The sequence below is a fragment of the Sphingomonas sp. 179-A 2A2 NHS genome (assembly GCF_045371305.1).
In the GTDB taxonomy this organism is placed as follows: Bacteria; Pseudomonadota; Alphaproteobacteria; order Sphingomonadales; family Sphingomonadaceae; genus Sphingomonas.
The window spans coordinates 254,418-276,450 of record NZ_JBIQDE010000004.1 but is presented as its reverse complement, the minus strand read 5'-3'; the positions used below and the strand labels follow the sequence as shown (position 1 = coordinate 276,450).

Annotated in this window: 28 protein-coding genes and 1 tRNA gene; 17 read left to right on the top strand and 12 right to left on the bottom strand. The window is 64.6% G+C overall.

Annotated features, from left to right (window positions below; genetic code table 11):
• Window positions 1-108: 108 nt before the first annotated feature.
• The 3 genes from ACH0AE_RS10780 to pspF form a co-directional block, all read right to left on the bottom strand.
• Window positions 109-183: transfer RNA gene (locus tag ACH0AE_RS10780), tRNA-Asn, on the bottom strand.
• 110 nt (window positions 184-293) lie between these two features.
• On the bottom strand, window positions 294-899 hold the full coding sequence (locus tag ACH0AE_RS10775) for a superoxide dismutase (RefSeq protein ID WP_294443788.1): 606 nt from the start codon (window positions 897-899) through the stop codon (window positions 294-296).
• A 97-nt stretch (window positions 900-996) separates the two neighbouring features.
• Window positions 997-2,055: a phage shock protein operon transcriptional activator gene (gene pspF / locus ACH0AE_RS10770; protein ID WP_294443787.1), complete on the bottom strand. Its 1,059-nt coding sequence runs from the start codon at window positions 2,053-2,055 to the stop codon at window positions 997-999.
• Window positions 2,056-2,314: 259 nt separating this feature from the next.
• Between pspF and ACH0AE_RS10765 the strand changes: the two genes are divergently transcribed.
• From ACH0AE_RS10765 to ACH0AE_RS10720, 10 genes are all read left to right on the top strand, one after another.
• Window positions 2,315-2,452, top strand: a complete 138-nt coding sequence (locus ACH0AE_RS10765) for a hypothetical protein (RefSeq protein ID WP_294443785.1) — start codon at window positions 2,315-2,317, stop codon at window positions 2,450-2,452.
• 82 nt (window positions 2,453-2,534) lie between these two features.
• Window positions 2,535-3,215 (top strand): phage shock protein PspA, encoded by a 681-nt coding sequence (gene pspA / locus ACH0AE_RS10760; RefSeq protein WP_294443782.1) that lies wholly within the window; start codon window positions 2,535-2,537, stop codon window positions 3,213-3,215.
• Between the two features lies 1 nt (window position 3,216).
• A complete protein-coding gene (pspB, locus tag ACH0AE_RS10755) occupies window positions 3,217-3,504 on the top strand; it encodes an envelope stress response membrane protein PspB (RefSeq protein WP_294443779.1) in 288 nt (95 codons plus the stop codon).
• Complete coding sequence (gene pspC, locus ACH0AE_RS10750) at window positions 3,504-3,887, top strand: envelope stress response membrane protein PspC (RefSeq protein WP_294443778.1); 384 nt, start codon at window positions 3,504-3,506, stop codon at window positions 3,885-3,887. Before pspB ends, pspC begins: the two co-directional genes overlap by 1 nt.
• 49 nt (window positions 3,888-3,936) lie before the next feature.
• Window positions 3,937-4,209: a hypothetical protein gene (locus tag ACH0AE_RS10745; protein WP_406875735.1), complete on the top strand. Its 273-nt coding sequence runs from the start codon at window positions 3,937-3,939 to the stop codon at window positions 4,207-4,209.
• A 14-nt stretch (window positions 4,210-4,223) separates the two neighbouring features.
• Window positions 4,224-4,553 carry a hypothetical protein gene (locus tag ACH0AE_RS10740; RefSeq protein WP_294443775.1) on the top strand — a complete coding sequence of 110 codons (330 nt, stop codon included), beginning with the start codon at window positions 4,224-4,226 and terminating at the stop codon, window positions 4,551-4,553.
• A 12-nt stretch (window positions 4,554-4,565) separates the two neighbouring features.
• Window positions 4,566-4,856 carry a hypothetical protein gene (locus tag ACH0AE_RS10735; RefSeq protein ID WP_294443773.1) on the top strand — a complete coding sequence of 97 codons (291 nt, stop codon included), beginning with the start codon at window positions 4,566-4,568 and terminating at the stop codon, window positions 4,854-4,856.
• A gap of 28 nt (window positions 4,857-4,884) precedes the next feature.
• Window positions 4,885-5,133: a hypothetical protein gene (locus tag ACH0AE_RS10730; protein ID WP_294443771.1), complete on the top strand. Its 249-nt coding sequence runs from the start codon at window positions 4,885-4,887 to the stop codon at window positions 5,131-5,133.
• A 14-nt stretch (window positions 5,134-5,147) separates the two neighbouring features.
• A complete protein-coding gene (locus ACH0AE_RS10725; RefSeq protein ID WP_294443834.1) occupies window positions 5,148-5,390 on the top strand; it encodes a hypothetical protein in 243 nt (80 codons plus the stop codon).
• Between the two features lie 43 nt (window positions 5,391-5,433).
• Window positions 5,434-5,850, top strand: a complete 417-nt coding sequence (locus ACH0AE_RS10720; RefSeq protein ID WP_294443770.1) for a SufE family protein — start codon at window positions 5,434-5,436, stop codon at window positions 5,848-5,850.
• 513 nt (window positions 5,851-6,363) lie between these two features.
• On the opposite strand, the gene ACH0AE_RS10715 is transcribed toward ACH0AE_RS10720, so the two are convergent.
• The 4 genes from ACH0AE_RS10715 to ACH0AE_RS10700 form a co-directional block, all read right to left on the bottom strand.
• On the bottom strand, window positions 6,364-8,499 hold the full coding sequence (locus ACH0AE_RS10715; RefSeq protein ID WP_294444125.1) for an AAA family ATPase: 2,136 nt from the start codon (window positions 8,497-8,499) through the stop codon (window positions 6,364-6,366).
• 54 nt (window positions 8,500-8,553) lie between these two features.
• On the bottom strand, window positions 8,554-9,825 hold the full coding sequence (locus ACH0AE_RS10710; RefSeq protein WP_294444123.1) for an outer membrane beta-barrel protein: 1,272 nt from the start codon (window positions 9,823-9,825) through the stop codon (window positions 8,554-8,556).
• Window positions 9,826-9,942: 117 nt separating this feature from the next.
• On the bottom strand, window positions 9,943-10,521 hold the full coding sequence (locus ACH0AE_RS10705; protein ID WP_406875734.1) for a polysaccharide biosynthesis/export family protein: 579 nt from the start codon (window positions 10,519-10,521) through the stop codon (window positions 9,943-9,945).
• A gap of 151 nt (window positions 10,522-10,672) precedes the next feature.
• Window positions 10,673-11,353, bottom strand: a complete 681-nt coding sequence (locus tag ACH0AE_RS10700; protein ID WP_294444121.1) for a tRNA (guanosine(46)-N(7))-methyltransferase TrmB — start codon at window positions 11,351-11,353, stop codon at window positions 10,673-10,675.
• A 263-nt stretch (window positions 11,354-11,616) separates the two neighbouring features.
• On the opposite strand from ACH0AE_RS10700, the gene ACH0AE_RS10695 reads away from it, so the two are divergent.
• Entirely contained in the window at window positions 11,617-12,048 is a 432-nt protein-coding gene (locus ACH0AE_RS10695; protein WP_294444120.1) for a phosphatase PAP2 family protein, read from the top strand.
• 16 nt (window positions 12,049-12,064) lie between these two features.
• Here the strand turns inward: ACH0AE_RS10695 and metK are convergent, their stop codons facing one another.
• Both metK and lnt read right to left on the bottom strand, forming a co-directional pair.
• Window positions 12,065-13,276 (bottom strand): methionine adenosyltransferase, encoded by a 1,212-nt coding sequence (metK, locus tag ACH0AE_RS10690; protein WP_294444119.1) that lies wholly within the window; start codon window positions 13,274-13,276, stop codon window positions 12,065-12,067.
• A gap of 55 nt (window positions 13,277-13,331) precedes the next feature.
• Window positions 13,332-14,858 (bottom strand): apolipoprotein N-acyltransferase, encoded by a 1,527-nt coding sequence (gene lnt / locus ACH0AE_RS10685; RefSeq protein ID WP_294444128.1) that lies wholly within the window; start codon window positions 14,856-14,858, stop codon window positions 13,332-13,334.
• Between the two features lie 194 nt (window positions 14,859-15,052).
• Between lnt and ACH0AE_RS10680 the strand changes: the two genes are divergently transcribed.
• Complete coding sequence (locus tag ACH0AE_RS10680; RefSeq protein ID WP_294444126.1) at window positions 15,053-15,496, top strand: VOC family protein; 444 nt, start codon at window positions 15,053-15,055, stop codon at window positions 15,494-15,496.
• Window positions 15,496-15,798 (top strand): polyhydroxyalkanoic acid system family protein, encoded by a 303-nt coding sequence (locus tag ACH0AE_RS10675; RefSeq protein WP_294444118.1) that lies wholly within the window; start codon window positions 15,496-15,498, stop codon window positions 15,796-15,798. Before ACH0AE_RS10680 ends, ACH0AE_RS10675 begins: the two co-directional genes overlap by 1 nt.
• 24 nt (window positions 15,799-15,822) lie before the next feature.
• Here the strand turns inward: ACH0AE_RS10675 and ACH0AE_RS10670 are convergent, their stop codons facing one another.
• From ACH0AE_RS10670 to ACH0AE_RS10660, 3 genes are read right to left on the bottom strand one after another with little or no spacing between them, the layout of a single operon-like run.
• Window positions 15,823-16,836 (bottom strand): inorganic phosphate transporter, encoded by a 1,014-nt coding sequence (locus tag ACH0AE_RS10670; RefSeq protein WP_294444116.1) that lies wholly within the window; start codon window positions 16,834-16,836, stop codon window positions 15,823-15,825.
• A 13-nt stretch (window positions 16,837-16,849) separates the two neighbouring features.
• A complete protein-coding gene (locus ACH0AE_RS10665; RefSeq protein WP_294444115.1) occupies window positions 16,850-17,500 on the bottom strand; it encodes a DUF47 domain-containing protein in 651 nt (216 codons plus the stop codon).
• Window positions 17,501-17,533: 33 nt separating this feature from the next.
• Window positions 17,534-18,730: a penicillin-binding protein activator gene (locus ACH0AE_RS10660; protein ID WP_294444114.1), complete on the bottom strand. Its 1,197-nt coding sequence runs from the start codon at window positions 18,728-18,730 to the stop codon at window positions 17,534-17,536.
• Between the two features lie 10 nt (window positions 18,731-18,740).
• On the opposite strand from ACH0AE_RS10660, the gene rsmI reads away from it, so the two are divergent.
• From rsmI to gshB, 4 genes are all read left to right on the top strand, one after another.
• On the top strand, window positions 18,741-19,574 hold the full coding sequence (gene rsmI / locus ACH0AE_RS10655; protein ID WP_294444113.1) for a 16S rRNA (cytidine(1402)-2'-O)-methyltransferase: 834 nt from the start codon (window positions 18,741-18,743) through the stop codon (window positions 19,572-19,574).
• 177 nt (window positions 19,575-19,751) lie between these two features.
• Window positions 19,752-20,459, top strand: a complete 708-nt coding sequence (locus tag ACH0AE_RS10650; protein ID WP_294444112.1) for a VIT family protein — start codon at window positions 19,752-19,754, stop codon at window positions 20,457-20,459.
• Between the two features lie 45 nt (window positions 20,460-20,504).
• The gene (locus tag ACH0AE_RS10645) at window positions 20,505-20,885 is read left to right on the top strand and encodes a YraN family protein (RefSeq protein WP_294444111.1); all 381 of its coding nucleotides are present in this window, start codon (window positions 20,505-20,507) and stop codon (window positions 20,883-20,885) included.
• 124 nt (window positions 20,886-21,009) lie between these two features.
• Window positions 21,010-21,963, top strand: coding sequence for a glutathione synthase (gshB, locus tag ACH0AE_RS10640; protein ID WP_294444110.1), 954 nt, complete (start codon window positions 21,010-21,012; stop codon window positions 21,961-21,963).
• Window positions 21,964-22,033: the final 70 nt, after the last annotated feature.

The window sequence follows — 22,033 nt, the reverse complement described above, 5'->3', positions numbered from 1 at the left end:
GCGCGCACATCACCAGACGGCGATGGAACAACACGATCGGGTTGACTCACCCGCACACTGCGACGCGTTCGTCGCTGACGCATTTGCTTTACCGCGAAGGGTGGAAAGTGGCTCCCCGAGTAGGATTCGAACCTACGGCCGCTCGATTAACAGTCGAGAGCTCTACCGCTGAGCTATCGGGGAACGCTGCGGGAGGCGCGTCTATAGCCGGCATTTTTTTCGGCGCAAGCCCCGCAAATGCAAAAAAGGGACGGCCGAGGCCGCCCCTTCGAAAAACCGTTGCGCGTGGTCGCTCAGGCGGCGTCGAACCGGCGCCCTGCCTCGTCCCAGTTCACCACGTCCCACCACGCCTTGAGGTAGCCGGGGCGGTCGTTCTTGTAGGTGAGGTAGTAAGCGTGCTCCCACACGTCGTTGCCCAGGATCGGCGTGCCCTTCTCCTTGGCATCGTCCATCAGCGGATTGTCCTGGTTGGGCGTGGAGGTCACCTTCAGCGCGCCGGAGGCGTCCTTGATCACCCAGGCCCAGCCCGAACCGAACTGGCCCGCGCCCTTGCCGTTGAAATCTTCCTTCAGCTTGTCGAGGCCACCGTACGCATCGATCGCGTCCTTCAGCGCGCCTGACGGCTGCGTCGAGCCCTTGGGCGCCATGATCTTCCAGAAGAAGTCGTGGTTCCAATAGCCACCGCCATTGTTGCGCACCAGCGGCGGCAGCTGGGAGATCATGCCGAGGATTTCCTCGATCGACTTGCCTTCCAGCTTCGGATCGGCCGCCACGCCCTCGTTCAGCTTGGCGGTATAAGCCGCATGATGCTTGTCGTGGTGGTAGGTCATCGTCTCCTTGGAGATGACCGGCTCCAGCGCGTCATAATCGTACGGGAGCGGCGGGAGTTCGAAAGCCATGAAATCCTCCTTTGGCGTTCGCGAGTGAACGCGACGAGGATCAAATGGCTCCGGTGACCTCGTTACGCAACCGATCAGATCGCCGCGCGGCCGCTGTTCAGCCGCTCGCCCCGATCATGTCGTGCCGGCGAAGCGCATGGCGCAGCTGATCGTAGCTGAGGCCAAGCGCATCGGCCGTCGCCCGCTGGTTGAACCGGTTCTCCGCCAGCGCGCGCGACAGCAGCTCCTTTTCGAACAGCGCGACCCGACTCTTGAAGTCCGACGGCCCAACATCGCACGCCGCAACCTCATCTCCCTCATTGGGCACCTGCGGCTGCGTTGAAACGGGGGCTGAGGCCGGCGCCGGCGTCGCCGCGCTCGGCGCCCCGCCACTCCCCGGCCGATAGGGCGACTGGAACGGGTCGAACTCGATCGTCTCGATCGGCCCCTCGCGGTCCCAGCGATAGACCGCGCGCTCCACCACGTTGCGCAGCTCGCGCACGTTGCCCGGCCAGCGATAGTCGCGCAGCGCCTCCTGCGCCGCCGGTGCGAAGCCGTCCCAATGGCTCCAGCCCATCTCGGCGGCCATGCGCCGGCCGAAATGGTCCGCCAGCACCAGGATGTCGCTCTTGCGGGCGCGCAGCGGCGGCAGTGTCACGACCTCGAACGACAATCGATCGAGCAGGTCGGCGCGAAACTCGTTGCGATCGACCTTGTCGGGCAGATGCTCGTTGGTCGCGGCCACGATGCGCACGTCGACGCGGATCGGGCGCGAGGAGCCGATCCGGGTCACCTCACCATATTCCACCGCCCGCAGCAGCCGCTCCTGCGCGCCCATTGAAAGGGTGCCGAGCTCGTCGAGGAACAGCGTTCCGCCATGCGCTTCCTCGAAGCGGCCGACGCGCGCCTTGGTCGCACCGGTGAAGGCGCCCGCCTCATGGCCGAACAGTTCCGCCTCGATCAGCGTCTCGGGCAAGGCAGCGCAGTTCATGATCACCAGTGGCTGGTCCCACCGCTGGCTAAGGCGATGCAGGCGCTCAGCGACCAGTTCCTTGCCGGTCCCGCGTTCACCGATCACCAGCACCGGGCGATCGAGCGCGGCGGCGCGGCTCGCGCGCTCCAGCGCGTCGAGGAACGCCCCCGATTGCCCGATCACCTGCGACGCCCGTTCCGCCATCACCCACCTCGTTGAACCAACCCTTGGCGCATTTTCCCAATGCTTGGCAAGACGTGTTTCGCGACACCAAAGCACCTGGAGTAGCCACGGGTACCGCTCGCCGATCGTTCCACATCGGTGTTTTCACTCGGTTTTTTGAGACCCCACGGGATCAAGTGCTTGGCCTGCGCCGCCTCCACAGAAAATTGGCACGCCCCCTGCAAAGCACCTGGCAACCCGGCAATCGGGAAACAGACACCAGGTTCAGAGGAGCAGTCACATGACCCAGTTCGCACAGATCGGCCGTACCCTCGCCGCCATCGCCTGCACCGTCGTCTTCAGCGCCACCATGGTGCTCGGCGCGGTCGGCCCGGCCCAGACGGGATCGGCCCCCACCATCGTTCGCGTCATGGCGTGAACGACGCCGCCGGGGCGGGCGCTTATCCCTCGCCCCGCCCCGGCGGTAAGCCTATAACAGGGCATCACCAGGAGTTTCGTTGATGGGCATCTTTTCCCGAACCCGCGACATCGTCGCCGCCAACATGGCGGAGCTACTCGAAAAGGCCGAAGATCCGGCGAAGATGATCCGCATGATCATCCTCGAGATGGAAGAGACGCTGGTCGAGGTCCGGGCGTCGGCGGCACGCACGATCGCGGATATCAAGGAAATGCGGCGCCACATGGCAAAGCTGTCCGAGATCGAGGCGAACTGGACCGAGAAGGCAGAGCTCGCCCTGTCGAAGGATCGTGAGGATCTCGCCAAGGCGGCGCTGATGGAGCGCCAGAAGGCGACCGACATGGTCGAGCAGCTCCGCGCCGAAATCGCCGTTCTCGACGATACGCTGCGTAGCTCGGAAGAGGATATCGCGAAGCTTCAGAACAAGCTGCGCGAGGCCCGCACCCGGCAGAACAACATCGCCACGCGCCTCGAAAGCGCCACCAACCGTGGCCGCCTGCGCGAGATGTGGAACGGCCCGCGCACTCACGAGGCGTTCAGCCGCTTCGAGATGCTGGAGCGCAAGGTGGACGAAGCCGAAGGCCGCGCCGACGCCATGGGCCTGGGCGCCCTGCCCAAGAGCCTCGACGAGGAGATCGCCGAGCTGAAGGCGGCCGACCGGGTGGATGCCGAACTCGCCGCGCTCAAGGCGCGCATGAACAACCGTAGCAACGGGGAAAATTGAGATGGACGACGTGCTCGTACCGATCTTCGTCGTGGGCATGCTCTTCATCGGGCTGCCCTGGCTGATCATGCACTATGTGACGAAGTGGAAGCAGGCCCCCGGGTCGATGACCAGCGAGGACGAGGCGTTGCTCGACGAGCTTCACTCGCTCGCCAAGCGCCTGGAGGACCGGGTCAACACCGTCGAGCGCATCGTCGCGGCCGACAATCCCGATTTTCGCCCCGGCCTGTCCGATTACCGCTCGCAGCCTGACTATCGGCTGGAAGACCGCATCGAGAGGAGGAACTGATGGCCGACAACAGCCGCACGAAATTCTACCTCAACCGTCAGGATCGCAAGTGGAAGGGCGTTTGCGCCGGGATCGCCGACTATACCGGGATCGAGGTGCTCTGGGTGCGGATCGCGATGATCCTCCTCACCCTCGCCGGCGGCTTCCCCTGGACGCTGATCGCCTATCTCCTGATCGGCTGGATGGCGCAGGATCGGCCGGCGAACCTCTACGGATCGCCTGAGGATGCGAAGTTCTGGCAGGGCGTGCGCTCCAATCCGAAGCGCACCACGGCGGAGGTCCGCTCCAAGTTCCGCGAACTCGATCGCCGGCTCGCCGACATCGAAACGCACTACACCAGCGGCAACACGCAGCTCGCTGACGAGATCGAGCGCCTGCGCTGAAGATAGCGCGAGTTAGGAGACGGACGATGCACGTCGGAGGACCCTTTTTGTGCTGGCGATCGTGGCGATCGCCACCGGGGCCTGGCTGATCAACAACTGGATCCGCGCCAAGCACGGCTATTCGATCAGCGATGATTGGGGCCGCAACATCGGCAAGGACACGCCGGAAGCCACCCGCAAGGTGGAGGTCCTCACCAACGAGAACGCCCGGCTGACCGGGATGGTCAGCCGGCTCGAGGAAAGGATCGCCGTCCTTGAGCGGATCGCCACCGATCCTGCCATCCGCACGGCGCACGAGATCGAACAGCTGCGCAATCGCTGAAAGGAACGACGTCTATGACCGCTGCCGAAAAGATCCAGCTGTTCTCCGCCCTTGCACCGGTCGTCGCAACGATCGGGATCGCCGGTGTCGTTGGCTGGGTCGCCACCACCTGGATGCGGATCAGGGGCGGCTACCCACTGGATGGCCAGTGGGGGCAGGCGCTCTATCCCAAGCGGGACGATGAAACGGTCGAACGCGTGAAGCTGCTGACGCAGGAAAACAGCCAGCTTCGTGCCGAACTCGGCGCGATGAAGGATCGGCTCCAGAACGTCGAGCGGATCGTCACCGACAGCGGCCACCTGCTGGCGCAGGAAATCGAACAACTGCGCGACCGCGCGAACTGAAGGAACTGACCAATGGAAAAGGGCTACTTCGTCCTGTTGTTCTTCATGATCGTGGTCGGCCTGCCGGTGATCTTCGGCGTAGGTGGCGACATGTTCAAGCGCTGGCTGAAGCACAAGGAGAAGATGGTGGACGCGCTCAATGCGCAGGCTGCCGAGAAGGCTGCGCAATATGCCGCCCATACCGATCGGTTGGAGCAGCGGGTCCGCGTCCTTGAACGGATCGTGACGGACAAGGGGCTGCTGGTGGCCGACCAGATCGAACAGCTGCGCGATCGCCCCTCGCTGGCCGACCGCCCGAACTGAAAATAACAGCGCAAGAAGAGGATTTCAGATGCCTTGGTCCGTCGTTTTCCTGGTCCTTGGGATCGTGCTGATTACCGCGCTCGCGCGGGTCTCCCGGGAAAAGTACCGCGCCATGGGCCGTGCTGGCGAAGACCACGCCCTGCCCGCCGACGCGATCGCCAGCCGCGAAGAGATTCGCCAGCTCAAGGAACGCATCGCCGTCCTGGAGCGCGTCATCACCGACAATCATGGCAGCGCCGATCTGAGCCGTCAGATCGAAGAGCTGCGTAACCGCTAACGGAGCAGATGATCATGTCCGACATGAGCTTCTATGTCACGATGGCATCGGCGGCGCTCGCCGGGCTCGTGATCCTGGTTTCGGCAGTCCTCACGGCCTGGCGCGGCTGGCTGCAGCTCAAGCAGCAGGAATTGCGGCAGGACGCGGATTCACGCGCAGCTGCCGCACCCAGCAACGCCACCGCCCGGATCGAGATCGCGGATCTGAAGGAACGGATCCGCAAGCTCGAAGCCATCGCCGCCGGCGTCGATCTCTAGGCGTCGTTGCCCGCCCGGGCGCAAGGCGGTAGACGCAGCGCCGATGACTGACGCCGCCTCCGTTCTCGCCGACATCCACAGCGAATATGATTTTCTCGATGCGGACGATCGCTACCGCCTGCTGATCGATCTGGGCCGCGCGCTCGAGCCGATGCCGGATGCACTGAAGACCGACGCCACCTTGGTCCGCGGCTGCTCCGCATCGGTCTGGGTCTACCCAACCCGAGCCGAGGACGGCACGCTCCACTTCCTGGCCGACAGCAACGCCGCAATCACCAAGGGCATCATCGCCTTGGTGCTGAAGACGGTGCAGGATCAGACGCCAGCTGCGATCGCAGCAACCGACATCGAAGCAGCACTCGCGCCGTTCGATTTGAAAGCCCAGCTCAGCTCCAACCGCACCCAGGGCATCCCCAACATGATAGCCCTCATCCACGAAACCGCGGCGCGCTATCTCTAAGTCGCGCGCGACCTCCTCAGGCGCGGCACAACGTCGGTGTCCGAAGTCGAGATCGTCGACGGGTCGCCGACATGGATTTTGTCACCATTCAGCAGGACGCGACGCCGATACGAGATAATAGCCTGTGGCGAACGTTCTACGCGCCGGTCTTCCCCACCCGAGACTCGGCTGATGACCTTAGATGCCGCGCACGGTCCTCGCCGGAACGCTCCACGAACTTCTTGCCCGTAGAACTAACGGCACACGATATAGGCGTACACCCCCGCAGCGCCCATCGCCTTCCCGTGCAGCGGGTGACTCTCAGCCTCGGCTCGCGTCTACACCTTCAATACCAAGGATGTGGAGTGTGACTTTAGATCATCGCTAAGCATGCCGACGTCCGGAACGCCACTCACTTCCCGCTGCCGCACCTTCGGCATCTGTATCCTGATGGAGGGCAGCTAACATCGGCCGGTGCCGCTAGCAGTCGCCGACTGAGGGACGCGCAAGTTTCAGTCAAGACGAAGCGCCAGTCTAGGCATCCTGATAATAGTCGGAATATTGCTTCGAATAGTAATACAGCCCGCCGACGGAGCGGGCGGAGGGATCCACCTGCGTGCAGATGACACCGACTGGATTGATGCCGTCTGTACGCAGCAAGTTCAGCGAAGAAGTCGCCGCCGCTACCGGCGTACTGCCCCACTTGATCACCACCGCCACCACGTCTGAAAGTGCGGCCAGGAACCGGCCGTCGGCAAGGCCCATGAGCGGCGGCAGATCCAGCACGATATGGTCGTAGCGGTCACGAAGATTGCCCAGCAGTTGCTCCATGCGGCCCTCGCCGAACAGGTTTTCCGGCGAGAAGAACGGGCTCAGCACCAGCACCTGGTCCAGGTTCGGCACATCACCAGACTGGATTGCCTCATCTATGCTGGCCTCGCCACGCAGCACCTCGACGAGGCCGATCGAGGGCGCGGGGGTCCTCACCAGCCGGTGCACCGCGGCGCGGCGGACGTCGCACTCGAGAAGCAGCGTCCGCGCGTTGCATGTCGCGAGGGTGCGCGAGAGAGCAACCGCCGAGGTGGTCTTGCCCTCGGCAGGCAACGAGGACGTGATGGCAATGATCTTGGGCGTGCCCGTCCCCTTCACTCCCAGGATCGCAGCGCGCGCGATACGAAAGGACTCCGCGAACATCGAGGTCGGCCGCTCCAAGATCAGGTCCGTTGGGTTCTGGCTCTTGCGTATCTTGGGAACCGCGGCGAGCACCGGGATACCGAGTTTCTCCTGGATCTGCTCGACTGAACGGAACCCACCGCTCATCGTCTCGATCAAGCCGATCGTCCCTGCGCCCACCGCCAGTGCGACGATGGCCGACAGCGCGTACAGTAGCGGCTTGTTGGGCGAGGTAGGTCGCGGCTGCGGCTCGGCGCGGTCAATAACCTCGGCCTGCGCGATCGACAGACGCGCCGCCTGCATGCTCTCCAGCGACATTTGCGACATCTTATCGAACAGCGCGCGCTTTGCCGCTGCTTCACGCTCAAGGCTCGCGGCGGCGACAGTGTCTCGGGTCGTGCGCTCCCGCTGAACCTCAAGCCCCTTCAACGACGAACGCAGGCTCTCGGCACGTGCCTCCGCCGCTGCCGCCATGGCCTGAAGCGATCCCATGACGCGCCCGGCTTCCGCTTGCATCTGGGCATCCAGTTGCTGCAACTGTTCGCGGACGCGGATGCTTTCCAGGTGGCGCTCGCCATATCGAGCTTCCACTTCGCCCTTGCTGCGAAGCACTTCTGCCCGCTGGCGACGCAAGTCGGCGACCACCGGCGAGCCTAGCACTTCCGATACTGCATCCAGCCCGCCCCGTGCCACCTGGGCGCGAGCCGCGACCAAGTTCGACCGCGCTGCCGCTGCATCGGACTCGGCCGCAGCAAGGCTTCCTGCGACCGGCGCCACTTGCTGATCAGCGATGGTGCCGGCAGAATTATTCGTGCCACTACTCTCCACGATGCCTGCGCGAGCGCGGAAGTCCGCCGCTCGCGCCTCCGCGTCGCGCGCTTCCTTGCCGAGCTCGTCGAGGCGCTGCTGGAACCACTGACTTTGCCGAGCGGCCGTGCCGACCTTGTTGCTCATCCGCGATTCAATGTAGCCATCGGCAAACGCGTTGGCGAGCGTGGCAGCCTTGACTCGGTCGGCCGAGGTGAAGCGGACGTTCAGGACATAGGTAAGCTTCTCTCGATCTACATTCAGATGATCAAGAACCGCCGTCGCCCAAGCGTTCGCGCCCGCGTCGCTGGTGAGGATTGTCGAGGCGCGCTCGTCGGAAAGATGCTCCGTGAACTCCGGATCGCTGCCCAGCTTGTACGAACGCACGACCGAGCGCGCTAAGTCCATCGATTGAAGCGCTGTGACTTCAGTCTCGATCGCCTCTGGCGTCAGTTCGGCTCTCGTCTGGTTCGGATTGCTGGCAAGCGGATTGCGCGCGGGATCAAGCCGGATCTTCGCGACTGACGTGTACTGCGGTGTCATGGAGGACACGAGCGCCGCGCCTGCTGCAAACACGAGCGCCGTTACAGCGACGAGGACCTGCCATCGACGCCGGATAGCAACGCGCACCATGCTGATGACATCTGCCAGCCGCGTTTCATATTCGTCCGCTTCGTGTCGGGCATCCATGCTCGTCTGGCTTTCGATCGTGAACCGCGAGACGGTTCGAGTGGATCATCGAAACTAAATGTGAAAATTCAAACCGGCCTGAATCCGGGCCTCACTGGGCGCGTCTTTCCTGTCCGCTCCATTTGACTTGCGCTGAGCGTAACTGGCGGCTCCTTCGAGGCTAAGACGACGAGACACAAGAAATCGCCCAATTCCGCCGACCTGGAAGATCGAACTCCGGTGGTCTAGACCCATGAAAGCTTGCCGAGAAAAGTCCACGGCGCCTGATATGATCAGGTTGTGAAGAAGCTCATAGTCACCACGCAACGATGCGCGATTGTCCCAGAAGGGCCGCGGATCCAGATTTCCACTGGTCGAGTCTTCTATCGTCCGCTGGGCATTGGTCGTGATCGTCAGTCGCTCACTTGGAAACAGCTCGACGCGACCTTCAATTACAATCCCCTGAACACGGCCGAGCAAAGAACTGGGATAGTCACGGATGCTGTACCCGAACCCCACCGTACCCCGGGCGCGCCCCGCCAGATCGACGTTGGCACCAACAAGCGTGCACACCGCCTTCGAATTCAGCCGCGACGCGGAACCATGCCGCCGCGGGAATATGATGTCGGTATATCCCGCCTGCACGAACAGCGAGGCGCTAGGTGTGCGCGCATATTCGAACTGTGCGGTGAGACGTGAAACCTCGCGGTTGCGGTTCTGCTGATCACGCAATGTTCCGTCCAGCAGTGGCACAGGGCTGAACCGGAATTCCGCATGATCGGCCACGCCGAAGATGCGGACCCTCCCTGAGACATATTCTGCCCTCACAGCCGTGCGGTCACGCCGAAATCGGGAGAGTGCAGCTACCGGGCTGCTCACCTCGCCCGAGAACTGGTTCTCGATCTCCCGCGTGGACTGCGCCTCGGCCAGAATGGAGAAGGTCCTTCCTAACTCGACCTCACTGTTCGCCTGGAGGTTCCACGTCCGCTCATTCCGCCGGGACTGACCAATAAAACTCCGCCGGGCTACGCTCGCGTTCGCGCCGATCGCATGTCGCGACCAAGCCGATGCAATGCGAAGTGAGGATTTCATCGACGCGAAAGCCGCTTCGGCCCGGTTCCGGTCGGTCAGATAAGCGTTGCTCGTCGCGCCGGCGCCTGTTTCCACTTCAGGATAAAGCAGCAAGTCGCCGAAACTAATGCCGAGCGCGGAATAGGATGGTCTCGCCCGCGACAGCACACTCACATTTCGATCGCGATCAAACCCCTGCGGGATCGCGGGTTGTACTACGAGGCCGTCCTGCGCCGCAGCTATAGATGCCGCGAACTGGCCACCAGCAATCGCCATGACGAATAGCGCGCGCCTGAACGCCAACTTCCGATGCCCCCATAGCCCCAACCTCTCTGCAGAGATTTTTCGGCCAGCACAAGATGAACTTGTTAATAGTCATCGTCGTATCACTGATCAGAAGAAACGTTCACCGATGCGAACGGTGTCGCCAGGATAGATCATAAGCTCGGATGTAAGGCGATAATTGACTTCCCCCCTTCCGCCCTGCCGCCGAATACGTATGACGTCGCGATTGGCACGCGGGGTGAATCCCTTGGCTGTAGCAACCGCGTTGATCGCCGTCAGTCCAGACACGTACGGATACTGTCCGGGCTCCGAAACTTCCCCCAGGATATAAAACGGACGAAATACCGAAACTTCCATCGCCAACCGCGGACTACGCAGATAACCGTCACCGAAGCGCGCCGTTGCCTCGGATGAAATCTCGTTTACGGTCCGCCCGCTCGCCTTCACGTTGCCGATCAGCGGCAGCGAGAGAAAGCCATCCGGATTTACCCAAAACTCACCTGTCAGGCTCGGCTCGTTGAAGACGGTCAGGCGAACACGATCGCCAGTCTCCAGCGTGTAGTCTCTCACCATATCGGTCGGCCCGCCGTAGCGATCGCCCGAGGAAAATACAGGACCGTCGCCCTTTTCAGCGCATGACGCGAGCATCAGAAAGATACCGAAAATGAACGCCACCCGATGGAGCATGAAACCTCTGAGCATTGTAGTAAATGGTCAGCGGCTTATCTTGCATAGACTTTGCTCTAAGACAACGAACACGGAAGAGGGACGTGGGCCAAAGAATATACAAGGGACGGACACCCGTGCACTCACGATCTGCGGTTGGCAAGCCGACCGTTCACACCCGAAGGTACCTGAAGTACCAGACCTCCTTCCCGTGCCGCCGCGCCTTCTGATCGTAGCGCGTCTGCGGCCAATCGGCCGGTCGCTCGAGAAAGTCGGCGGAGCGCTTGGCCGTCCAGGTGAAATCCCGCCGCTGCCCCATCACCATCATCGACCATCGGCAATAAGTCGGATCATCGGTGCCGAGCCGGAACTCCGCGCCCGGCTTCAGCTTGGCGGCGATCACGTCGAGTGGGCCGTGGTTGATCATGCGGCGCTTCGCGTGCCGCGCCTTGGGCCAAGGATCGGGATGAAGCAGGTAGACGCCATCCAGCGACGCATCCGGCAATCGCTCCAGCACCGTCAGCGCGTCGCCCATGTGCAGGCGGACATTATCCAGCTTCTGATCGCGGATGTGGCCCAAGGCGCCGACGACGCCGTTCAGAAAGGGCTCGCACCCGATGAAGCCCGTCTCCGGCGCCGCCAACGCCTGCCCTGCGAGATGCTCCCCGGCCCCAAAGCCGATCTCCAGCCGCAACGGGCGTGCGGCCCCGAAGAGCACCTCAGCATCCAGCGGGCCGGATTGCGGCACTTCGACCTTCGGCAGCAATTCCTCGACGAGCGCGGCCTGCCCGTCGCGCAACTTATGGCCCTGGCGCCGGCCGTAAAGCCGACGGATGGTAACTGGATCGTTCATCGCCGGCGCGATAGCGACATGACGGGCGGGAGCAAAGTCACTCCGCTGCCGTTTCACCGCTCATGGGAAAAGCGACCAAGGCTGCCGACGCAGAACATGAACTGGTAGGCTCCGTCGCCGCCGCGCGTCATCGCACGCCAGTCGCGGCTCTGGGCGCCGCAAGCGAGGTCGCGGATCAGCCGCCGCTCGTCGCCATCTCACTCATCACCCTCGGCACCGGCCTGGTCCTCCGTGAACCGAAGGTCACGCGCACTGGCGCGCGGATGCTGCTTGCACATGCCATTGCCACCGGTGCGAAAACGATCTTGAAGAAGTCAATCGATCGCACGCGGCCGGGTCGGGCGCTGAAAGACGGCAGGCACCGCGCGAAAGCAGCCGAGGGTGCGAGCGACACGGACTTCAACTCTTTTCCCTCGGGCCACACGGCCGGCGCGGTTGGCGTCGCCCAGGCCATCGCTCACGAAACACCGCAATTCGCCGGTCCGGCGCGAAGTTGGGCGGCAGGCATTGCGGCAGCGCAACTGCCGCGCGGCGCCCACTATCCAAGTGATGTGTTGGTCGGAGCAGCGATCGGCTGGACGGCCGATGCCGTGGCTGGGGCAGCCCTGCATTTCGCCGAGCGCGCGATATTGTCGGCGCTCGGCAATCGCGCGGACCAACGCGCGATCGCCGAGGCGGAGGCGCATCCCAGCTAGGGATGCGCTCCGGCTGTCACGCCTGTAGCGCGGCCTTCAGATCCTCAACCAGGTCCAGCTTCTCCCACGGGAAGAAGTCGCCGTCTGCCTCGCGACCGAAGTGGCCATAGGCCGCGCTGCGCTCATAGATCGGCTTGTTGAGGCCCAGGTGCGTGCGGATGCCACGCGGCGTCATGCCGCCCAGCTTCTCGATGCCCGCGATCGCCGCCTCAATCTTGTCGTCGCCCACCGTGCCGGTGCCGTGCGTATCGACATAGAGCGACAGCGGCTTGGCGACGCCGATCGCATAGGCGAGCTGGATCGTGCAGCGCTTGGCAAGGCCGGCCGCGACGATGTTCTTCGCCAGATAGCGCGTGATGTACGCCGCCGAACGATCCACCTTGGTCGGGTCCTTGCCGCTGAACGCGCCGCCGCCGTGCGGGCTCGCGCCGCCATAGGTGTCGACGATGATCTTTCGGCCGGTCAGACCAGCATCGCCGTCCGGGCCGCCGATCTCGAAGCTGCCGGTCGGGTTGATGTGATAGACCGTGGCGTCCGACAGCAGTTCGGCCGGCAGCACATCGGCCACCACCTTCTTCACATAAGCGTGAAGCTCGGCTTCCTTGTCGCCCTTGTCATAGCCGGCGGCATGCTGCGTCGACACGACGATCGCGGTGCAGGCGACCGGCTTGCCGTCCTCGAAGCGCAGCGTGACTTGGCTCTTGGCGTCCGGCTCCAGGAACGGCGCCGCGCCCGAGTGACGATCGTCGGCCATGCGCTGCAGGATGCGGTGGCTGTAATACAGCGTCGCCGGCATGAGGTCCGGCGTCTCGTCGCAGGCGAAGCCGAACATGATGCCCTGGTCGCCCGCGCCTTCGTCCTTGTTGCCGCTCGCATCGACACCCTGCGCGATCTGTACGGACTGGCCATGCAGGTTGTTCTCGAACCGGAAGGTCTTCCAGTGGAAGCCCTCCTGCTCATAACCGATGCGCTTCACCGTATTGCGCACGGTCGCTTCAATCTCTTCTTCCGCACCCGGCGCCCAGGCGCCGTTCTCGTAGACGCCCTTGCAGCGAATCTCGCCCGCCAGGACGACCAACTGCGTGGTGGTCATCGTTTCGCAGGCGATGCGCGCCTCAGGATCCTTGGACAGGAAAAGGTCCACGATCGCGTCGGAAATCTGGTCGGCAACCTTGTCCGGGTGGCCTTCGGAGACCGATTCGCTGGTGAAGAGGTACGACTGGCGCATGTTCACTCCGCCTGAATGAGGTGAGATAACGATATAAAGATAGCTTTATATGTCCCTAGTCCGCGCGACGTCGGATGGCAATGGCCACGGCAGCAAGACCGAATGCCACGATCACCGCCAGCCAGTTGCCGAGCCTAGAAAACAAGGTCGGCGGCAGCGGCTCCGGCATCGGCACCTCGACCGCCCCCGCGGTCTCGTGCGGCACAGTGCCGATCAGGCGCCCGTCGGCTCCAATCACCGCCGAAATACCGTTTGGCGTCGCTCGGATGATCGGCAGCCCTTCCTCGATCGCCCGCATCCGCGCCTGCGCCAGATGCTGCGGCGGGCCCCATTTGCCGAACCAGGCATCGTTGGACGGGTTGAACAAGGCACGCGGCCGGTTGGCGCGATCCACCACCTGGCCGGAGAAGATGATCTCGTAGCAGATCTGGATGCCGATCGGCCCGAAGCCCGGCACGGTGAGCGCACGCGGCCCCGGCCCTTCCGCAAAATCCATCGATCCCGGCACCAGGCGATCGAGCCCGATCGGCTTCAGCAACCACGGCATCGGGAGATACTCGCCGTAGGGGACAAGGTGCGCCTTGTCGTAGCGGCCCACGATCCGCGCACGATGATCGACGGCAAACACGGAGTTTGTGGCGGTAACTGCCCTGCCCATCTGGTCGAACTGCAAGGCCGTGCCACCTGTCATCAACAGGTCGCGCGGCCCCAGCAGCCGCGCCATGCGCCAGCGCAGCCAGACCGGGTCGCTCATATAGGCGTAGTCGGGATAGCCATCCTCGAAATAGTCGCGGACCACCCCTTCCGGCCACAACACCAGGCGCGGCGCCGCGCCCGGCCTGCCGGACAGTTCGGACAGCTTGGCGAGCATCATCTCGCCATCGCTCTCGCCCCGCTCGTCCTGCGGAACGTTGGGCTGAACCGCGCGGACGCGCAGCGCGTCAGGCTTGGCCGGCGCGTCGATTCCGCGATAGCTAACCAGTTGCAGTCCGCCGAGGATCGCGCCGGCCACAACCCCGGCCACCGCGGCCCAGCGCAGCGGCAGGAGGAGCAGCAATCCTGCGCCCAGCACGGTCAGGCCGGACAGCGCATAGGTGCCGATCCATGCCGCCAGCGCTGCGACCGGCTGCACCGGCACCCAGATGACGCCGAGCGGATCCCAGGCGTAGCCGGTGAACATCACGCTGCGCAGCCACTCCGCCACGATCCACGCCGCGGCGAAGATCAGCACATAGCCGGCATCAATGCGCGGCCGGCGAAAGCGCCAGGCAACCCAGGCAGCAGCAGCCGGATAAACAGCGAGGTACAGCGCCAACGCCAGCGGTGCGGCGTACCCCAGCACCGGCGGCATCTTGTCCTGGAAATCAAAGGCGTGCTGGAACCAGTTGTTGTTGATCGTGAAGTGGCCAACGCCAAAGGTCCAGCCCTGCCACAGTGCGGCCTTGCCGCTTGGGGCGCGGTGGATCAGCCACATGAACAGCGCGAGCGACGCGACGGTCAGCGGCCACAGCTGCAACGGCGCAAAGCCGCACGCCGCGGCCACACCGAGCAGCAGCGACAGAAGAGCAGGCTTGCGAGACAATCGAGACAAGAACGACAACCGAAACCTCAGCGTCAGCGGCGCGCGCCGGAACAATGCCGCAAGGGCAGGATGCAAAACCCTTGAAGCAGCGCACCTCCCCCGGCAAGCCGCCCCTCCCTCAGGTATGATCCCGCGTGCCGATCGCAAGCTTCGTGGCGGGTGACGGCCACATCCACACGGTGTATCACCGGGCCATGACACTCAGGCCATTCCACCTCGCCTTTCCCGTTCACGATCTTGCCGAGGCCCGCACCTTCTACGGTGACGTGCTTGGGTGCCGCGAAGGCCGGTCGAGCGACCGCTGGATCGATTTCGACTTTTACGGCCACCAGATCGTCGCACACCTCGACGAGGCGGTGCGGCCGGCGGGTGCCAGCAACCCGGTGGACGGTCATGACGTGCCGGTTCCCCATTTCGGCGTCGTGCTGACGATGGATGATTGGCAGGCACTGGCCGACCGTGTCGCCGCCGCGGGAATCAGCTTCGGGATCGAGCCGCACGTGCGCTTCAAGGGGCAGCCGGGGGAGCAGGCCACGATGTTCTTCCGTGATCCCTCGGGCAACGCGCTTGAGTTCAAGGCGTTTGCAGACGACGCGCAATTGTTCGCGACCGCGTTCGCGGCAAAGGAGACGAATTGATGACTGCCCCGATCGAGGTCGATATTCCCCACCAGCTCGGCGTCGCCGCCGCCAAGGAGCGGATCGGCAGCAGCTTCGGAAAACTGGCAGACTTCATCCCCGGCGGCGCCGTTACCGAGCATCGCTGGGATCGCGATACGCTTCACTTCACCGTCGAGGGTCTCGGGCAGCGCGTTGCGGCGCGGCTCGACGTGTTCGAGGCGAAGGTGCACGCCACCTTCGAACTGCCCGCGTTCCTGGCGATGTTCTCCGATAAGATCCGCGCGAAGCTCCAGAAGGAAGCGCCGAAGCTGCTCGAATAGCAGCGGCGGCGCGTCCGCCCCGGATCAGAACAACAGCGTCAGCGCGTAGAAGCCGGCCCCCACCACGGCGGATGCCGGGATGGTGATGATCCAGGCGATCACCACGCTGCTCGCCGTGCCCCAGCGCACTGCCGAGGTGCGCCGCGCAACGCCGGCGCCGATGATGGCACCCGTGATCGTGTGCGTGGTCGACACGGGAATGCCGAGCGCCGACGCGGTGAAGAGCACGATGGATCCGCCGGTCGAGGCGCTGAACCCCTGGTGCTGCGACAGCTTGGTGATGCGCGAGCCCATCGTCTCGATGATCTTCCACCCGCCAGAAAGTGTGCCGAGCGATATCGCCACGTAGCAGGCGATGGCCACCCAGTGCGGCACTTCGAACTCGCCGCTGAGATAGCCCGTGGAATACAGCAGGACGGTGATGATCCCCATCGTCTTCTGCGCGTCGTTGAGGCCGTGGCTGAGCGAATAGGCGGCGGAAGAGATGAGATGGAGCGAACGGAAGCTGCGCTCCGCCTTGTTCGCGGTCGCACGCCGCAGCGCCCAACTGCTCGCCAGCATCACGAACATAGCCAGGATCATGCCCAGCGTCGGCGAGATGACGATGGCCGCCAGAGTCTTGGTCAGGCCGCCGAGCTGCACGCTGTTCACGCCCGCATGCGTGATGCCTGCACCAACCAGACCGCCGATCAGCGCGTGGCTCGATGAAGAAGGAATACCCTTCCGCCAGGTCACCACGTTCCAGAACATCGCGCCGCCCAGCGCGCCGAAGATCACCGCCGGCGTAACGGCGTTCTGGTCGATCAGCCCCTTGCCGATCGTTTCTGCGACCGCGTGCAGGCTGGGAAAGGCAAGCGTCAGGAAATATGCAGCGAAATTGAAAAAGGCGGCAAAGATCACCGCCTTGACAGGGGATAGCAATCGCGTCGCGACCACGGTCGCGATCGAATTGGCCGCATCGTGAAGGCCGTTGAGAAAATCGAACGCCAGCGCGACGATAATCAGGCCGATCAGAAGCGGGAGCGCGAGCTCATGCATGGTCGTCGATCGCTCAGGCGTGATCGATGACGATACCGTCGATCTCGTTCGCGACATCCTCGAAGGCATCGGAGATCTTCTCCAGATGCTTGAAGATCTCGCGATCGATCACGAAGCGCATCGGATCCCCGCCACTCGCGCGGTGATGTTCGAACAGTCGCTTCAGGCCCTGTTCGTGCAGCCCGTCGACTTCTCCTTCCAGCCGCACCAGCCGCTCCGTCAGCACATGCAGGCGGGGTCCATTGCGCGCCACATCACGCAGCAGCGGCATCGCCTCGACGGTGACTTGCGCCGCTTCCAGCATCAGCTTCGACATCGCGTGCATGTCCGGCTCGAAGCTGCGGACGTCGTAGAGGCTGACGGCGGTCAGTGCCGCGTCCATTGCATCCATCGCGTCGTCCATGCGGACGATGAGGTCGGTGATGGCACTGCGATCGAACGGCGTCAGGAACGTGACGCGGACGGTCTGCAGCACGGTGCGGGTGATGTCGTCGGCCTGATGCTCGAGGTCCTTCACCTGCGCGATCAGCGCTTCCCGGTCGGCCTCGCCCGCGAACAGGCGGGTCGTGGCTTCCGCCGCCTGCAGCGTCACCGCGGCATGGGCGTCGAACAGCTCGAAGAAATTACCGCGCTTCGGCAGGAGGCGCTGGAACCAGGCGAACATCAAGTAATCCTCAGAAGAATACGTGTCGGTTGATCAGCGACCGAAGCTCGCTGGCGCCGGAGACACGACGGCCGAACTGCCGCCGCGAATCTCCTGCACCTCCAACGCGCGCTCAGCCACGCCGTCGCGGCCGAAGCGGAACGCGCCGTCGATCCCGGCATATCCCTCGCCCGAGCGCAGGCGCACCTCCGGGAAAGGTGCACCGACGCGCCAGTCGCGCGAGATACGGGCGGTCAGCAGCACCGCGTCATAGCCGAGGCTTGAAAGCCGATACGGCGCGGTGCCGAAGCGCGCCCGGTACTTGGCAGCGTACTGCCGGTAAAGACCATTCGACACGCTGGCGAACCAGGCGCCGTTCAGCGCCGGGCGCGTCGCGACGCTGCTGTCGCTGTTCCACAGCTCCGTACCCAGAATCTTTGTATCCGGGCTCGACTTGCGCAGCAGCGGCACGGCCGTCGCCGCCGTTGTGCTCGAATCGGCGATCAGAACGGCGTCGAACGGCGCATCCTTCGCCATCTTGGTGACGGCAGCGCCGATTGAGCCGTTGTTGCGATCATAGGTCTGCAGCGCAACCACCCGGCCGCCGGCCGATTCGACCGCGCGCAGGAACACCGTCGACGCGCGCGTGCCGTAAAGCGCGTTTGGCACCAGGCCGCCGAAGTTGGTGACGCCGCGGCTGCGGGCATAGGCCACCACGCGCTCGATCGACTGGCTCGGCGTGTATCCCATCAGATACACACCGTCCCCGGCCACGCTGGTGTCGTTCGAGAAGGAAATGACGGGGACGCCTGCCTTGCGTGCGATCGGCGCCACGGCGCGAACGTCATCGGACAGCAGCGGGCCGAGGATCAGCTGCGCGCCATCGGCGATCGCCCGCTGTGCCGCCACGGCAGCACCGGTCGCGGTGTCGTAATTGGTGACTCGCACCTGCTGGTTGCCGGTGTCGAGCAGCGCCAGCTGGGTCGCATTGGCCAGGCTCTTGCCGACGCCGGCGTTGGTGCCGGACAGCGGCACCAGCAGCGCGACGCGGTTGCGCGCCGTATCGCGCGGGATGCCAGCTTCCACCGCGTCCGGGCGTGGTGCAGGCGGCGGCGCCTTCTTGGCCGGGGGCGGCGGTGCGGGCCCGCGGGGCACCACCGTCGAGCATGCGGACACGAGCAGCGCGGCAGCGACTGCAAAGCCACGGACGATCCTGCTCGCCCGTTGCGGATTGGTTACGGCCTCTGCCATTACACCCCTCGTGGAACCTCTAAGCCCCGGCCTCTACATCGTCGCCACCCCGATCGGCAATCTCGGTGACTTGTCGCCGCGCGCCGCAGACATCCTCTCGCGCGCCTCGGTGATCGCTGCGGAGGACACGCGGGTCACCGCCGGCCTGCTTCGCCACATCGGCACGAAGCGGCCGATGACACCCTATCACGATCACAACGCCGATCACGTCCGCCCCCACCTGATCGCTCGCATGGCAACGGAGGCGGTCGCGCTTGTCTCGGACGCCGGCACGCCACTGATTTCGGATCCCGGCTACAAGCTGGTGCGCGACGCGCGGGCGGCGGGCCACACGGTGGTGACGATACCCGGCCCCTGCGCCGCCGTCGCCGCGCTTACCCTCGCCGGCCTTCCCACCGATCGATTCCTGTTCGCCGGCTTCCTCCCGTCCAAGGCGAAGGCGCGCACGGAAGCGATTGCTGAACTGGGCGCGATCCGCGCAACGCTCATCTTCTACGAAAGCGGTCCCCGGCTCGGCGCCACCCTGGCGGCGCTTGCGGAACAGCTCGGGGATCGAGAGGCGGCGGTGACGCGCGAGATCACCAAGCGCTTCGAAGAGGCTGTCACCGGCACGTTGTCGACCCTCGCGGCGCACTATGCCGAAGCGCCGCCCAAGGGCGAGATCGTGATCGTCGTCGGCCCGCCCGGCGAGGCACCGCCTGCCAGCATCGAGGACGCCGATGCGGCGCTGGCGGACGCGCTGACGCGGCTACCGGTCGCCAAGGCCGCTGGCGAGGTCGCCAAGAAATTCGGGCTCGACCGCAAGGAACTGTACGCCCGCGCTCTCACCCTGAAAGACGAATGAAGCACCCGCAGGGCGCAACGTTATACAAGCTGAAAAGAAGGTTGCCTTCACCTCAAGGTCAGCAAGGCAGAAGCGCGCAACGATAACTCGCGCACTCTCTGCTCGCACGAACCTTCCTTTGCGGCTACGCTCAGCATGCCCGCCCCCGCGGCCGGCGGCACGGACGGGTGAGGCGCCATGCGAACGCGCGCAAAGGAACCGCACAAGGAAACCCATCTCGTCACACGAGTCGGGTGGCTGCGCGCCGCGGTGCTGGGCGCGAACGACGGCATCGTTTCCACCTCCAGCCTGATCCTCGGCGTCGCTTCCGCGGGCTCAAGTCACGCCGCGGTGCTGACGGCCGGCGTCGCGTCGCTGGTTGCCGGTGCCATGTCGATGGCGGCTGGCGAATATGTCTCGGTCAGCTCGCAGGCGGACACCGAACGCGCCGATCTGGCGCGCGAGCGGCGCGAACTCGTCACCTCGCCCGAAGCAGAGCTGCAGGAGCTCGCCGCCATCTATGTCAGCCGCGGTGTCGAGCCCGATACCGCCCGCACCGTCGCACGGCAGATGATGGCGCATGATGCGCTGGAGGCGCACGCCCGTGACGAACTGCACATCACCGATGATACCGTGGCTCGCCCCGTGGTCGCCGCCATGGCCTCGGCCGCCAGCTTCACCGTCGGCGCCGCGCTGCCGCTCGCACTCACTGCCGCGCTGCCGCTCCCGATCATCGCGCCGGGTGTCGCGGTCGGATCGATCCTGTTCCTCGCGCTGCTTGGTGCGATCGGCGCCCGCACGGGCGGCGCATCCATGCTTCGCCCCGCGATGCGCGTCGTCTTCTGGGGCGCGCTCGCCATGGCGCTGACCGCCGGCGTCGGCAAATTGTTCGGGGCGACGGTTTGACGACACCGGGGTTGCGCTGGACGAGCGCTCAGGCACATTCCGCTGGTGCCTGCTTCCCCGCCCAGCCGTAACAGCGAGGCCCGCCGCGCCGCCGATGCGGCCGGGCGGCGCGGTGAGCGTTACGCTGCCTGGTGGCTGCGACTACGCGGCTGGAGGATCCTCGATCAGCGCGTGCGGACCCCAGCCGGCGAGGTCGATCTGGTCGCCAAGCGCGGCAACCTCGTCGCCTTCGTCGAGGTGAAGACGCGTGCCTCCGTCGCCGAACTTGATTTCGCGATCGATCACCAGCGCCTCGCCCGCGTCGCCGCGGCGGCTGAGATTCTCATGTCCCGCTATGCCCTCAATGGCGAGGACGTCCGCGTCGACGTTGTCCTTCTCGCCCCGGGCACCCGCCCGCGCCACATCGAGAATGCGTGGATCGGGTGACAAGCCGGGGCCATCCCCTTACCTGAGCCCTTTCCGTGCTGACCTGGTCGACGCACTGTTTGTTCTACCGCTCACGAGGTGAAGGCCGAATCCTCGGCCGCCTCGGGGCGAACGGAGGTTGCTCGTGGCTCTCACCGTCGCGGTCCAGATGGACCCACTCGAATCGATCAACATCGCAGGCGATTCGAGCTTTGCGCTCATGCTGGCGGGTCAGAAGCGCGGGCACCGCATGTTCCATTATGCGGCGGAGGATCTCAACTGGTCGGATGGCCGGCTCTGGACCCGTGCGCGCCCCGTCGAGGTGCGGCGCGTCGAGGGTGATCATTTCACCGCGGGCGATCCCGTCAGCCTAGATCTCGGCGGAGAGGCCGATGTGGTGCTGATGCGCCAGGATCCACCGTTCGACCTCGGCTATATCACGGCCACCCATCTGCTCGAGCGAATCAGCGATCGCACCCTGGTGGTCAATGATCCGGCAAGCGTCCGCAACGCGCCCGAGAAGGTGTTCGTGCTCGATTATGCGCGCTTCATGCCCCCGACTCTGGTCACCCGCTCGCTTGATGAAGCGCGCGCCTTCCTGAAGCAGCACGGCGCGATCGTCGTGAAGCCGCTCCACGGAAATGGCGGCAAGGCGATCTTCCGCGTCGGGCCGGAGGGTGAAAACCTGTCCGCGCTGATGGAGGTGTTTAACCAGGCGTGGCGGGAGCCGCACATGGTGCAGGCCTTCCTTCCGGACGTGGCGAAGGGCGACAAGCGGATCGTGCTGGTCGACGGGGAAGTCGCCGGCGCGATCAATCGCCTGCCGGGCGAAGGAGAGATCCGCAGCAACCTCGCGGTCGGCGGATCGGCGGAGAAGACCGAACTGACCGAGAAGGAGCGCGAAATCTGCGCCGCCCTTGGGCCCGAGCTCAAGAAGCGCGGCCTGATCTTCGTCGGAATCGATGTCATCGGCGGCCAGTGGCTGACCGAGATCAACGTCACGTCCCCCACCGGCATCGTCGCGATCGAGAAGTTCGACGGAACGGATGTCGCCAGCCTCATCTGGGATGCCATCGAACGCAGGGTGGCGGATAGATAAGGCCGCGCCGGACGTTTCATGATTAATCAGCCCGCGCTCCTGGCGGTGCGGGACGAACGCTAGCGATCCC

Excerpts from the sequence above, each read along its gene's own strand:
- ACH0AE_RS10650 (WP_294444112.1), top strand. The coding sequence starts at position 19,752 with ATGCGAACGCGCGCAAAGGAACCGCACAAGGAAACCCATCTCGTCACA.
- ACH0AE_RS10670 (WP_294444116.1), bottom strand. The coding sequence starts at position 16,836 with ATGCATGAGCTCGCGCTCCCGCTTCTGATCGGCCTGATTATCGTCGCG.
- pspB (WP_294443779.1), top strand. The coding sequence starts at position 3,217 with ATGGACGACGTGCTCGTACCGATCTTCGTCGTGGGCATGCTCTTCATC.
- ACH0AE_RS10715 (WP_294444125.1), bottom strand. The coding sequence starts at position 8,499 with ATGGATGCCCGACACGAAGCGGACGAATATGAAACGCGGCTGGCAGAT.
- ACH0AE_RS10665 (WP_294444115.1), bottom strand. The coding sequence starts at position 17,500 with ATGTTCGCCTGGTTCCAGCGCCTCCTGCCGAAGCGCGGTAATTTCTTC.
- ACH0AE_RS10675 (WP_294444118.1), top strand. The coding sequence starts at position 15,496 with ATGACTGCCCCGATCGAGGTCGATATTCCCCACCAGCTCGGCGTCGCC.
- ACH0AE_RS10775 (WP_294443788.1), bottom strand. The coding sequence starts at position 899 with ATGGCTTTCGAACTCCCGCCGCTCCCGTACGATTATGACGCGCTGGAG.
- ACH0AE_RS10710 (WP_294444123.1), bottom strand. The coding sequence starts at position 9,825 with ATGGCGATTGCTGGTGGCCAGTTCGCGGCATCTATAGCTGCGGCGCAG.
- pspF (WP_294443787.1), bottom strand. The coding sequence starts at position 2,055 with ATGGCGGAACGGGCGTCGCAGGTGATCGGGCAATCGGGGGCGTTCCTC.
- metK (WP_294444119.1), bottom strand. The coding sequence starts at position 13,276 with ATGCGCCAGTCGTACCTCTTCACCAGCGAATCGGTCTCCGAAGGCCAC.
- ACH0AE_RS10730 (WP_294443771.1), top strand. The coding sequence starts at position 4,885 with ATGCCTTGGTCCGTCGTTTTCCTGGTCCTTGGGATCGTGCTGATTACC.
- ACH0AE_RS10695 (WP_294444120.1), top strand. The coding sequence starts at position 11,617 with ATGCTGCTTGCACATGCCATTGCCACCGGTGCGAAAACGATCTTGAAG.
- ACH0AE_RS10680 (WP_294444126.1), top strand. The coding sequence starts at position 15,053 with ATGACACTCAGGCCATTCCACCTCGCCTTTCCCGTTCACGATCTTGCC.
- ACH0AE_RS10740 (WP_294443775.1), top strand. The coding sequence starts at position 4,224 with ATGACCGCTGCCGAAAAGATCCAGCTGTTCTCCGCCCTTGCACCGGTC.
- pspC (WP_294443778.1), top strand. The coding sequence starts at position 3,504 with ATGGCCGACAACAGCCGCACGAAATTCTACCTCAACCGTCAGGATCGC.
- ACH0AE_RS10725 (WP_294443834.1), top strand. The coding sequence starts at position 5,148 with ATGTCCGACATGAGCTTCTATGTCACGATGGCATCGGCGGCGCTCGCC.
- ACH0AE_RS10660 (WP_294444114.1), bottom strand. The coding sequence starts at position 18,730 with ATGGCAGAGGCCGTAACCAATCCGCAACGGGCGAGCAGGATCGTCCGT.
- ACH0AE_RS10735 (WP_294443773.1), top strand. The coding sequence starts at position 4,566 with ATGGAAAAGGGCTACTTCGTCCTGTTGTTCTTCATGATCGTGGTCGGC.
- ACH0AE_RS10720 (WP_294443770.1), top strand. The coding sequence starts at position 5,434 with ATGACTGACGCCGCCTCCGTTCTCGCCGACATCCACAGCGAATATGAT.
- pspA (WP_294443782.1), top strand. The coding sequence starts at position 2,535 with ATGGGCATCTTTTCCCGAACCCGCGACATCGTCGCCGCCAACATGGCG.
- ACH0AE_RS10705 (WP_406875734.1), bottom strand. The coding sequence starts at position 10,521 with ATGCTCCATCGGGTGGCGTTCATTTTCGGTATCTTTCTGATGCTCGCG.
- ACH0AE_RS10700 (WP_294444121.1), bottom strand. The coding sequence starts at position 11,353 with ATGAACGATCCAGTTACCATCCGTCGGCTTTACGGCCGGCGCCAGGGC.
- ACH0AE_RS10765 (WP_294443785.1), top strand. The coding sequence starts at position 2,315 with ATGACCCAGTTCGCACAGATCGGCCGTACCCTCGCCGCCATCGCCTGC.